The sequence below is a fragment of the Pseudomonas sp. 9.3L genome (assembly GCF_058536285.1).
On the sequence record NZ_JBZUBK010000001.1, the window covers coordinates 3,765,239 to 3,777,596 of the forward strand.

The following is a 12,358-nucleotide window of genomic DNA, read 5'->3' on the forward strand; positions in this document are numbered from 1 at the left end:
GAGGTGGTCAATATGGACGTGCGCTGGGCTGTAGTGGTGGGCGTGTTAGCTATCGCCGGGTGTCAAAGTGCTCATGAGCAATTAGTGCAGCAGGGGTACCCGCCCGCCTTTGCCGACGGCTACCAGGATGGCTGCGGCAGCGGGCGCAGCGCAGCAGGCTCGATTACCGGCACCTTTAACAAAAACGTACAGCGCTACTTGAGTGAAAAGCTGTACAGCAGTGGCTGGGATGATGGGTTCCGTCAGTGCCAGGCAACCCTCCTTAGCCAAGACCAGCAAAGCCTTCACGACAAGGTGGTCAACGACCGCGAACGTGACTGGCAACGTGACGTCGATAACGGTAGGGCAAGGGCTTTTCATGGCCGCTGAAAGGCATCTGGAGAAACTCCTGGGCGCTTGGCTTGCCTAACCTCTGCGACGCCACGCCAGGGAACGCAAAGGAGACTGCACCATGAGCCGCGCATTTGTGAATGAAGACCAGGCCGCTGCCCAGGCCACTCAACCTGTAGAGCGGCAGGTCAGTGCTCACCCTAATTACGTGACCGAATCCGGCCTTGTGCAATTGCGCGCACGCGCCGAAGAACTCCGCTCGCTGCACCTTGAGCAAAGCGCCTTGGGCGAGCGTGCTGACCGGCAAGCACTGGCAGACCTTGAGCGAGACCTGCGCTACTACTACCAACGCCTGCAAACGGCCAAGGTCGTGCCGCCTGTGACCAATACCCAAGCAGCGCAGATTGGCAGCTGGGTGAGTTATGTGGATGAGCAGGACACTCACCACCAAGTGTGCCTGGTAGGTGAGGATCAGGCAGACGTGGGTGTTGGGTTAATCAATTGGGCCTCACCCTTGGGCCGGGCATTGATGAACACCCAGATAGGCGACGAAGTGGTATGGCGGCGCCCAGCCGGCGACCGCACCCTGGAAGTGGTGGCCATTTCCGCCACCCCCGACTGACACCTGACACAACGCGTGTGCAGCCTGGCTTTGACCGACCAGGCTGCTGTGCGCCGGCTTTAGGCCAACTTGCGGTACTTCACGCGGTGTGGCTGGGCAGCGGCATCGCCTAGGCGCTTCTTACGGTCGGCCTCGTACTCGGTGTAGTTGCCTTCGAAGAAGGTGATTTGCGAGTCGTCTTCGTAGGCCAGGATGTGTGTTGCTACCCTGTCCAGGAACCACCGATCGTGAGAGATCACAATGGCTGCGCCAGGGAAGTCCAATAGGGCTTCTTCTAGCGAGCGCAGGGTTTCTACGTCCAGGTCGTTGGAAGGTTCGTCGAGCAACAGCACGTTACCGCCCTCTTTGAGGGTCAAGGCCAGGTGCAAACGCCCGCGCTCACCACCCGACAAGTCCTTTACGAACTTCTGCTGATCGCCGCCTTTGAAGTTGAATCGGCCAACGTAGGTGCGCGAAGGCACTTCGTAGTTACCGATACGAATCTGATCGGAGCCGTCCGAGATCTGCTGGAAGACGCTCTTGCTGCCGTCGAGGTCTTCACGGCTTTGGTCCACGCAGGCCAGTTGTACCGTATCGCCCACGTCGATTTCGCCGGAGTCGGGCTGCTCTTTGCCCATGATCATGCGGAACAGCGTGGACTTACCAGCCCCGTTGCCGCCGATCACACCGATGATGGCACCCTTTGGCATGGTGAACGAGAGGTTATCGATCAATACACGGTCACCGTAGCTCTTGGTGACGTTCTTGAATTCGATCACTTTGTCGCCCAGCCGTGGGCCAACGGGAATGTAGATCTCGTTGGTTTCGCTGCGCTTCTGGAATTCCTGGGATTGCAGCTCCTCGAAGCGTTGCAAACGCGCCTTGGACTTGGACTGGCGAGCCTTGGCCCCCTTGCGCACCCACTCCAGTTCTTCTTTAAGCGCTTTCTCGTGAGCGGACTGCTGCTTGGACTCTTGAGCCAAGCGGTCAGACTTGGCTTCGAGCCAGCCGGAATAATTGCCCTCGTAAGGAATGCCCTGGCCACGGTCGAGCTCAAGGATCCAGCCTGCAACGTTGTCGAGGAAGTAACGGTCGTGGGTGATCGCCACTACCGTGCCCTGGAAATCGTGCAGGAACCGCTCAAGCCAGGCAACGGAGTCGGCGTCCAGGTGGTTGGTCGGTTCGTCGAGCAGGAGCATGTCCGGTGCTGACAGCAGCAACCGGCATAGCGCTACCCGGCGTTTTTCACCGCCAGAGAGGTGCTCGATGCGAGCATCCCATGGCGGCAGGCGCAATGCATCGGCGGCGACTTCAAGTTGGCGCTCAAGGTTATGGCCGTCGGACGCTTGCAGGATGGACTCTAGCTTGGCCTGCTCGGCCGCCAACTTGTCGAAGTCTGCGTCAGGCTCTGCGTAAGCAGCGTAGACCTCGTCCAGGCGGGCCTGGGCGTCCTTGATCACGGAAACAGCCTCTTCTACCACTTCCCGCACGCTCTTGGCCGGGTCCAGCTCAGGCTCTTGAGGCAGGTAGCCTACATTGAGCTCAGGCATGGGCCGGGCCTCGCCATCGAACTCTTTGTCCACCCCCGCCATGATGCGTAGCAACGTGGACTTACCTGAACCGTTGAGCCCCAGTACACCGATCTTGGCGCCTGGGAAAAACGACAGGGAAATATTTTTGAGGATTTCCCGCTTCGGCGGAACAACCTTGCTCAGCCGATGCATGGTGTAGACGTATTGGGCCATGGGTAAACCTAACTGGTAACGATGATGGCGCGCAGAGCGATAAAGGCGCGCTTTGGAGGCCCTCAAAGCTACCGGAATGCGTGGTAGAGGGCAAACTCGCAACCGTTGTGATAAGCAGGTGATGTGGCGCTCGACATGCTAGCCTTCCACGCATGGCACCGCCTGTTACCATTAGGCTTTTAGCACCCTAGGCAGGCCCATGGTGTTACGGGCGATCGGCTACAGGCGGCTATGAGCCACACCGCAGGATTTAAGTTTGAGTAATCTCGATCACTCATCGCCCTTACGCCAACGCAAGGCGCTTACGGGCAGTGTATTCCTGGGCTCGCTCAAAGGCGTGTTGGCCGTATTGGCACTGTCATTGTTCATACTGCTGGCGTGGCAGCTCACGGATGACTATCAACGCAGCCAAACCGAGCAGCGCAAAAACGCGTTAGCGCACAGCAGCGACCTGGCAGACCGACTTGAGCTGAACATGGCGCTGTTCGCTGAGCACAGCCTTGGCCAATTGTTGCTGGCGCCTATCGACGACGCGTCCGAGGGCATTCATGAAGCCACTTACCGTAGCCTGCAATTAGGTCCCGAGGGGCAACCACTACCCGGGCAAAGCATTTCGCCTGAACTCACCGATGCCATAGATGCGTTGCTGGAGCGGGCGGGTGGCGCACGCTATTGGTACGGCAACAGCCCGGACTACAGTGAACTCTGGCTGCTGTTGCGTGACCCACGCGACCAAGGCTATACCCTGCTCCGTTTCGCCCACTCGTTTTATGCTTCGCTTACGCCTCGCCCTGGCAGTGAAGGCCAACCTCAGTGGCTGATGACCGGCAACGGCGACCAGGTGATTTACCGTCAACGGCCCCAGGGGGCCTCGGCAGACGAGGCCCCTACGTCTCCGATACTTACCCCGCAAGAGCACGCCCTCGAACAGGCAAACTACCCGCTGCCCAACAGCGACTGGCAGCTGCAGGGCTTGTTCGACCCCCGCAGCGCGCAGGCAACGCTGCTTCCAGGCCTGCTTGGCAAACTTGTGCTTGGCCTGGGGTGCATCACGCTGCCGATCTGGGTATTGCTGGGGTTGCGTCAGCGCCAGCGCAGCGCACACGCCCAACGTCGACGCTACCAGGATATTTTCGAAGGCGCCGGAGTGGGCTTATGCGTGTTCGACCTTCGTCCTTTGCGCCAGCACTTGCTGGACGGTGGCGTAAAGAATATGGAAGACCTTCAGGCGTGGCTGGTGGCTCAACCTGAGCGGCATCAGCTGCTGCGTGAGGCGATGCAGCTGACAGAAGCGAACCGGAGGGCGCTGGCCCTTTTGCGGGCAGACGACAAGAGTACAGTGTTGGCGCGACTAACGAACGACACGGGCCTTGCGCCTGGCAGCTTGCCGTTCCAACTGATCGTTGCGCTGTTTTCCGCCGCTACCGTTGAGTTGGAATTCAGTGTCGGGACGCCCGAGCACCCTTGCCATGTCTGGGCGCAAATCCGTGTACCGGACGACGGCGACGTGGACGAAGTGGTCTTGAGCCTGAACGATGTCACCCAACACAAGCAGGCTCAATTATCGCTGGTGGAGCGGGAGCGGTTCTGGTCGGACGTGGTGCGCTCGGTGCCCGACCACCTCTATGTTGCCGACGTGGTAGAGCGGCAAATGCTCTACAGCAACCATCACTTGGGGCTAACCCTGGGCTATACGCTCAGCGAAATGGAAGCGCTGGGCAATCAGTTCTGGGAGGCGTTGATGCACCCGGTAGACGCCGAGCAATACCGCACCTTGCGCCAATATCAGAGGGACACAGCCTACGCCGGGCAACTGCTGTGCCAATTGCGTTTCCAGCACCGCAACGGCACATGGCGCCGCTTTGACGTGCGCGAGCGTACCCTGACCGAAGATAACCACCGGCGGGTCACGCGCATCATTGGGGTGGCCAAGGATGTAACTGAACAGGTTGAGGCCAGTCAGTCGCTGCGCGACAGCGAGCAACGTTACCGCATGCTGGCTGAAAGCATCAGCGACGTGATTTTCTCCACTAATAGCCGCCTCAAGCTCAACTATGTCAGCCCGTCGGTGCATAACGTACTGGGCTACGATGCGCGCACTATCCTGACCGAGGGCTGGAAGTCCACCATCGCCACCCCGCGCCAGGCAACCGGCCTGGACGCACTGATCGCCCAAGTGCGTGCTGCCCTGGGAGACCCTGGCCTGTTGGCGCAACTGCGTAGCCAGGTCAAAAGCCAAACCTTCATGCTCGATTGCCTGCGTGCCGATGGCCGTAAGATTCCCATCGAGCTACGCCTTGTGCTGATCTGGGACGAGCACGACAGTTTCGAAGGCCTGCTGGGCGTAGGCCGTGACATGAGCCAGCAGCGACGAGCCGAGAAAGACTTGCGCATGGCCGCGACGGTATTCCAGCACTCGACCTCAGCCATTCTGATTACTGACGTGGCAGGCTACATCGTTCAGGTCAACGAAGCCTTTACCCGGGTCACTGGCTATACACCTCCCCAGGTGCTGGACCAACTGCCGGTACTGTTAACTGTCATCGAACATCAGGAAGCGCACCTGAGCTACGTGGTTAAGCAATTGCGCCTCAAGGGCAGTTGGGAGGGCGAGATCCGCCTCAAGCGGCGTAATGGCGAGCACTATCCCGCCTGGGTAGGGATCACTGCCGTGCTCGATGAGGAGGGTGACCTGGCCAGCTATGTCTGCTTCTTCAGCGACATCAGCGAGCGCAAGGCCAGCGAGCAGCGCATTCATCGCCTTGCCTACTATGACGCCCTCACCCAGCTGCCCAACCGCACCCTGTTCCAGGACCGGTTGTTTACCGCGCTGCAACAGGCCGAGCGGCAGAAAGCGTGGGTTGTACTCATGTTCCTGGACCTTGACCGGTTCAAGCCCATCAATGACTCGCTGGGGCATGCTGCAGGCGACCGGATGCTCAAGGACATGGCCGAGCGCTTGCTCGCCTGTGTAGCTGAAGACGACACCGTTGCCCGCATGGGCGGGGATGAATTTACCTTACTGCTGCAGTCGCGCATCAGCCGCGAAGCGGCGCTTACCCGCGCCATCCATGTGGCCGAGCAGATCCTTGGTAATCTGCACGCACCCTTCGTGCTCGAGAACCGCGAATTCTTCGTCACGGCCAGTATTGGTATCGCGCTCAGCCCGCAGGACGGGAACGAGCTGAGCCAACTGATGAAAAACGCTGACACTGCCATGTACCACGCTAAAGAGCGCGGCAAGAATAATTTCCAGTTCTACCAGGCCGACATGAACGCCAGCGCCCTGGAGCGCCTGGAACTGGAAAGTGACCTGCGCCATGCCTTGGAGCAGGGTGAATTCGTGCTGTATTACCAGCCCCAACTTAGTGGTGATGGCAAACGCCTGACCGGGGCGGAAGCACTGCTGCGCTGGCGGCACCCACGGCGAGGCCTGGTGCCGCCTGGGGAGTTCATTCCGGTGTTGGAAGAGCTAGGGCTAGTGGTCGAGGTAGGCGATTGGGTACTGAGCGAGGCCTGCCGTCAGCTCAAGGCCTGGCATCAGGCACGGGTCAGGGTGCCAAAGGTGTCGGTAAACCTGTCAGCCCGTCAGTTTGCCGATGGTCAGTTGGGTAACCGTATTGCCAGTATTCTGGCCCAGACCGGCGTACCCCCGGCCTGTCTTGAGTTGGAGCTCACCGAGAGCATCCTGATGCGTGAGGTCAACGAAGCCATGCACATCCTGGACGGCCTTAAAATGCTAGGGTTAAGCATTGCCGTAGATGACTTTGGTACGGGCTACTCATCCCTCAATTACCTCAAGCAATTCCCCATCGATGTGCTGAAGATCGACCGTACCTTCGTGGATGGTTTGCCTGAAGGCGAGCAAGACGCCCAGATCGCCAGGGCGATCATCGCGATGGCCCACAGCCTGAACCTCTCGGTCATCGCCGAGGGTGTCGAGACGCTCGAACAACTGGAGTTCCTGCGCGAACATGGCTGCGACGAAGTACAAGGCTACTTGTTCGGGCGCCCTATGCCTGCGAACCGCTTCGGGGCCCAGTTCAGCAACGATGCCCTGTTCATGCTTGAGTGAGCGGATGCGTAAAAATCCAACCATTCGCCAACTGTCGTTGGCTCCCACGCATAGCATGACCGCCCTTGATCTGGCGCATGATTGGCCTTCATATGCGGTGCTCGGCGCAATCTAGTAGAATGGCCGTCTTCTCTTCGCCGATCCTTGAGGACCGCCAATGTTCAGCCGTGATTTGACCCTTGCCACGTTCGATGCCGACCTCTTTGCCGCCATGGAGCAAGAAGCCCAGCGTCAGGAGGATCACATCGAGCTGATCGCCTCGGAGAACTACACCAGCCCCGCGGTCATGGAAGCCCAAGGTTCGGTCCTGACCAACAAGTATGCCGAAGGTTACCCAGGCAAGCGCTACTACGGCGGTTGCGAATACGTTGACGTGGTCGAGCAACTGGCGATAGACCGTGCCAAAGCGCTGTTCGGCGCTGACTATGCCAACGTCCAGCCCCATGCAGGCTCACAAGCCAACGCTGCGGTTTACCTGGCACTGCTGCAGGCGGGCGATACCATCCTCGGCATGAGCCTGGCCCACGGCGGGCACCTTACCCATGGCGCCTCCGTGTCTTCGTCAGGCAAGCTGTACAACGCGGTGCAGTATGGCATCGACGCCAACGGCCTGATCGATTACGACGAAGTCGAGCGCCTGGCCGTTGAACACAAGCCCAAGATGGTCGTGGCGGGTTTCTCCGCGTATTCGCAAGTACTGGACTTCGCCCGCTTCCGCGCCATCGCCGACAAAGTAGGTGCTTACCTCTTCGTGGACATGGCCCACGTGGCAGGCTTGGTCGCCGCTGGCGTCTACCCCAGCCCGGTGCCTTTCGCGGATGTGGTCACTACCACTACCCACAAAACCCTGCGTGGCCCGCGTGGCGGCCTGATCCTGGCCCGTGCTAACGCGGAGATCGAGAAAAAGCTCAACTCGGCCGTGTTCCCCGGTGCACAGGGTGGCCCGCTCGAGCATGTGATCGCCGCCAAAGCAGTGTGCTTCAAGGAAGCCCTGCAACCCGAGTTCAAGGCGTACCAGCAACAAGTGGTTAAAAACGCTCAGGCCATGGCCGGCGTGTTTATCGAGCGTGGCTTCGACGTGGTGTCAGGTGGCACCGAGAACCACCTGTTCCTGCTGTCGCTGATCAAGCAGGACATCTCCGGTAAAGACGCCGACGCCGCCTTGGGCCGTGCGCATATCACCGTGAACAAGAACTCGGTACCTAACGACCCACGCTCCCCGTTCGTGACCTCTGGCCTGCGCTTCGGCACACCGGCAGTGACCACCCGTGGCTTCAACGAGGCAGACTGCCGAGAATTGGCCGACTGGATCTGTGACATCCTGGCAGACCTGAACAACGAAGCTGTCATTGAGCAAGTGCGTGGTAAAGTCCAAGCCATTTGCACCCGTCTGCCTGTATACGGCAAGTAAGCGTCATTGGTAAAAGCCCGGTAGTTTAACTGCCGGGCTTTTTTATAACCTGTGTAATGTTTCCCAATTCTTAGGTACATGCGGGAATGTTCAAGTGGTCACTCTTATCTCGACTGGAGAGTGCTCATGTTTACCCACCGCCAACGTTCATTTGTCGCCGACGTGCGCCCATTGTCTGGAGCGCTTCAATTTCGCAGCGTTATAGATAGCTCTAAGTCTGACCGAGCCCATCTGATTGCTTATACCTTTGAGGCGAGGAAAGATGCCATCCGCCTGTATTTCCGTTACACCTCAAGAGGGTATCGCCTATATGTACAAGAAGGTCTGTATTTAGGGCATGCAATCCGTAACGACTCGGCAGCACGTTATGGCGCCTATCCGCTGAGCGTCCCCAACTCGTCATACTTCTGGCTAAGAGATGAAATCAGCAATCCGATAACGGGAACAGAACTCACCTATACAGACACCACTGTTTCCCTCACGGACAGTCACCACCACCCTCTTATAGCAAGGCACTACCCGTTTATTTCAGAAAATTACCTAACATCTTCGTTACAACAAGAAGTCTTCCCCTTACGCATTAGCCTGGTCGAACGCAATGCGGACTATCCAGAATATGCCCAATATGACGATCCAACATATCCCGGATATGGCGATTAGCGCATAGTCACAGCGCACTGAACGCCGCGCGGATGGCCTGCTCTGGCAGGTCATCCCCGATAAATACCAGCACACTTTCCCGGGCCTCGCCCGCTTGCCATTCACGGTCCCAGTCAAACCCATACAGCTTCAATACCCCCTGAAACACCAAGGTGCGCGGCTCGCCTTCGATACTTAGCACGCCTTTATATCGAAGCAGTTGGCGCCCGTGCTCTTCGAGCAGGGTATTCATGAAGGTGCTGACGCGATCGCTATCCAGCGGTTGGGTGGTGCGCAGCACCATACTTCGGATGCGGTCGCTGCCCTGCCCGATGGCCAAGGGGCGTTGAGGGGCAATGGCACCGATGTCAGCGTTTAGGTTGAAACCTCGGATATCCAGCAGCTCGGCCAAATCGATACAGCCGTGTTCTACCACGCGGATGGGCGCTCGATGATTGATTCGCGCCAGGCGCTGGCTCAGCGCTTCAAAGGCTTGGGGCTCGACCAGGTCGGTTTTGCTGACAAGCAAACGGTCGGCAAACCCTACCTGGGCTTGCGCAATGGTTTGCTTTAAGTGCTCGTGCGCATGGTAGGCATCCACCAGGGTGAGTATGCCGTCCAACACATAGCGGTCGCGCAGTTCCTCTTCGATGAAAAAGGTCTGCGCCACCGGCGCGGGGTCGGCCAGGCCCGTGCATTCGATTACCAGGCGATCAACTACCAAGGTACCGGCGTCTATCTTTTCCAGCAGCAGAAACAACGCTTTGGTGAGGTCGGTATGCACACTGCAACATACGCAACCATTGGCCAACGTCATGATTTCAACAGGCTCGCTGCCTAGCAGCTCGGTGTCGATACCTGCGTCACTGAACTCGTTTTCGATCACCGCAAGCTTTAACCCATGCTCGGCTTGAAGCAAATAACGCAGCAAGGTGGTTTTCCCAGCGCCGAGAAAGCCGCTGAGTATCGTAACGGGGATGGGGGAAGTGTCAGTCAACGTGATGCCACATAGGTGAAGTGTAGGAATACCTGAAGCAGCGCAACCCGTATGGCTCAAAACCGTACAGGTTGCTGCCGATAGCGCAGGTGTGATGACTCAGCAGCAACGAGGCGAGCCCTTGCCGCCGCCATAACGTGCCTCTTGCCGCTCACGGAAGAAGGCCTCATAGGCCATCACCGGTTGCTCAGGGTGATTGGCGCGCATGTGCTCGACGTAATTGTCATAGTCCGGCATGCCTACCATCAGGCGCGCGGCCTGCCCTAGGTACTTACCCAACCGGTTCAGGTCGTTGAACATCATGTAGCCCCTTTATGCGCCAGACGTCGCCTGGAACGGCGCCTCTTTGTCCGTCCGCTCGCGTTTGCCTAACGCTGCATAGCCGGTTTTGAACGCGAATACCAATACAGCGAAGACCACGAACAGGAACAAGATGGTCAAGGTTGCGTTGGTGTAGGCGTTGTAAATCACATGGTGCATCTGATCGATGCTTTTGGCGGGTGCAATCACTTGCCCCGCAGCCAGCGCATAGCTGTACTTCTTGGCCAGCGCCAGGAAGCCTACTGCCGGGCTCGGGTCAAAGAGCTTGATCAGGCCAGCGGCCGTGGTGCAAATCAGCAGCCAGACTGCAGGCACCAGGGTGACCCAGATGTATTGTTGGCGCTTCATCTTCAACAACACCACCGTACCCAGCATCAGCGCGATACCTGCCAGCATCTGGTTGGAGATGCCAAATAATGGCCATAGGGTATTGATGCCACCCAAGGGGTCAATAACGCCTTGGTACAACAAATAGCCCCACAGTGCCACACACCCCCCGGTGGCCAACAGGTTGGCACCCCAGGACTCCGTACGCTTGAGCGAAGGTATGAAGCTGCCTAGCAGGTCTTGCAGCATGAAGCGGCCAGCTCGAGTGCCAGCGTCCACAGCCGTGAGGATGAACAGCGCCTCGAACAGAATTGCAAAGTGGTACCAGAACGCCATGGTGTTTTGCCCTGGCAGTACCGAATGGAGAATCTGCGCAATGCCCACGGCTAGCGTAGGCGCCCCGCCCGCACGGGCCAGGATGGTGTTCTCACCGATGTCGTGGGCCACGGCCTGCAAGGTATCGGGTGAAATCGCGAAGCCCCAGCTACTGATGGCCGTCGCAACGGCGTTGACATCGCCACCGACCACTGCGGCAGGGCTATTCATGGCGAAGTACACGCCAGGCTCGATGACCGACGCGGCAACCATGGCCATGATCGCCACGAACGACTCCATCAACATGGCGCCATACCCGATGTAACGCGCATTGACTTCGTTATCTAGCAGCTTGGGCGTAGTGCCTGATGCAATCAGAGAGTGGAACCCCGAAACCGCGCCACAGGCGATAGTGATGAACAGGAAGGGGAACAGCGCGCCTTTCCAGACCGGCCCGGTACCGTCCACGAACTGCGTGAGGGCAGGCATTTTCAGCTCCGGCATGGTAACCAGAATGCCGATGGCCAGGGCCATGATGGTGCCGATCTTGAGGAAGGTGGAGAGGTAATCCCGCGGTGCAAGGATCAGCCACACCGGCAACACCGCCGCCACGAACCCATAACCAATCAGCATCCAGGTGATCTGGATACCGGTGAAGCTAAACGCCTTGGCCCACACAGGGTCTGCGGCCACCAGGCCACCGCCCCAGATGGACGTCAATAGCAGCACCACGCCGATTAACGAGATCTCACCGATACGGCCAGGGCGAATGAACCGCATGTACACGCCCATGAACACCGCGATCGGGATGGTTGCCATGACTGTGAAGATGCCCCAAGGGCTTTCGGCCAGTGCCTTGACCACGATCAGCGCCAGCACTGCCAGGATGATGATCATGATGAGGAAGCAGCCGAACAAGGCGATCGTGCCAGGGATGCGGCCCATTTCTTCACGCACCATGTCCCCCAGGGAGCGCCCGTTGCGGCGGGTGGACATGAACAGCACCATGAAGTCTTGAACCGCGCCGGCCAGTACCACCCCAGCGATCAGCCACAAAGTGCCTGGCAGATACCCCATCTGCGCCGCCAGTACCGGCCCGACCAGCGGCCCCGCACCGGCAATGGCTGCGAAATGGTGACCGAACAAAATGTGCTTGTTGGTAGGCACATAGTCCAGGCCGTCGTTATTGAGTACCGCAGGGGTGGCGCGCCGAGGGTCGAGTTGCATGACTTTTTCGGCAATGAACAAACTGTAGTAACGATAAGCAACCAGATAGATGGCCACAGAGGCCACGACTATCCACAAGGCATTGATGCTTTCACCGCGACGCAGCGCCACCACACCCAGTGCCCAGGCGCCAATGACTGCCAGAATGACCCACGGCACATGCCGGGCCAGGCTATTGTTGTTTTTCATGTTTTTATAGTCCAACAAGTAGAACGGAATTAACCCGAGCCCAGTCTAGCCGCACTTTTGGATCAGCACACCCCGAACACTGGAAACAATTTAGTACACCCCGTCATAAAATAGCGACCCCAGCATTGCCGGGGCCTCGTTCCCACGGCAGCATAGACATTCGCCTCCGCTGCTTTATAAA

The 12,358-nt window shown here is 58.5% G+C and carries 9 protein-coding genes; 5 read left to right on the top strand and 4 right to left on the bottom strand.

Annotation, left to right across the window (positions count from 1 at the left end; genetic code table 11):
- The first annotated feature begins 12 nt into the window (after positions 1-12).
- On the top strand, positions 13-369 hold the full coding sequence (locus tag AC4LE2_RS17415) for a hypothetical protein (protein WP_491826943.1): 357 nt from the start codon (positions 13-15) through the stop codon (positions 367-369).
- 82 nt (positions 370-451) lie between these two features.
- Positions 452-952, top strand: coding sequence for a GreA/GreB family elongation factor (locus tag AC4LE2_RS17420; RefSeq protein WP_491826944.1), 501 nt, complete (start codon positions 452-454; stop codon positions 950-952).
- 59 nt (positions 953-1,011) lie between these two features.
- Here AC4LE2_RS17420 and ettA read toward each other — a convergent pair whose 3' ends face one another.
- Positions 1,012-2,676, bottom strand: coding sequence for an energy-dependent translational throttle protein EttA (gene ettA, locus AC4LE2_RS17425; RefSeq protein ID WP_491826945.1), 1,665 nt, complete (start codon positions 2,674-2,676; stop codon positions 1,012-1,014).
- A 256-nt stretch (positions 2,677-2,932) separates the two neighbouring features.
- Here ettA and AC4LE2_RS17430 point away from each other — a divergent pair, with 256 nt between their 5' ends.
- The 3 genes from AC4LE2_RS17430 to AC4LE2_RS17440 all read left to right on the top strand — a co-directional run bounded on the left by AC4LE2_RS17430 (position 2,933) and on the right by AC4LE2_RS17440 (position 8,822).
- A complete protein-coding gene (locus tag AC4LE2_RS17430; RefSeq protein WP_491826946.1) occupies positions 2,933-6,751 on the top strand; it encodes a sensor domain-containing protein in 3,819 nt (1,272 codons plus the stop codon).
- 157 nt (positions 6,752-6,908) lie between these two features.
- Positions 6,909-8,162: a serine hydroxymethyltransferase gene (gene glyA / locus AC4LE2_RS17435; RefSeq protein ID WP_491826947.1), complete on the top strand. Its 1,254-nt coding sequence runs from the start codon at positions 6,909-6,911 to the stop codon at positions 8,160-8,162.
- Positions 8,163-8,288: 126 nt separating this feature from the next.
- Positions 8,289-8,822, top strand: coding sequence for a hypothetical protein (locus AC4LE2_RS17440; protein ID WP_491826948.1), 534 nt, complete (start codon positions 8,289-8,291; stop codon positions 8,820-8,822).
- 7 nt (positions 8,823-8,829) lie between these two features.
- Here AC4LE2_RS17440 and yjiA read toward each other — a convergent pair whose 3' ends face one another.
- From yjiA to AC4LE2_RS17455, 3 genes are all read right to left on the bottom strand, one after another.
- The gene (gene yjiA / locus AC4LE2_RS17445) at positions 8,830-9,798 is read right to left on the bottom strand and encodes a GTPase (protein ID WP_491826949.1); all 969 of its coding nucleotides are present in this window, start codon (positions 9,796-9,798) and stop codon (positions 8,830-8,832) included.
- 99 nt (positions 9,799-9,897) lie between these two features.
- The gene (locus tag AC4LE2_RS17450; protein WP_491828166.1) at positions 9,898-10,098 is read right to left on the bottom strand and encodes a YbdD/YjiX family protein; all 201 of its coding nucleotides are present in this window, start codon (positions 10,096-10,098) and stop codon (positions 9,898-9,900) included.
- A 12-nt stretch (positions 10,099-10,110) separates the two neighbouring features.
- Complete coding sequence (locus tag AC4LE2_RS17455) at positions 10,111-12,177, bottom strand: carbon starvation CstA family protein (protein WP_491826950.1); 2,067 nt, start codon at positions 12,175-12,177, stop codon at positions 10,111-10,113.
- Positions 12,178-12,358: the final 181 nt, after the last annotated feature.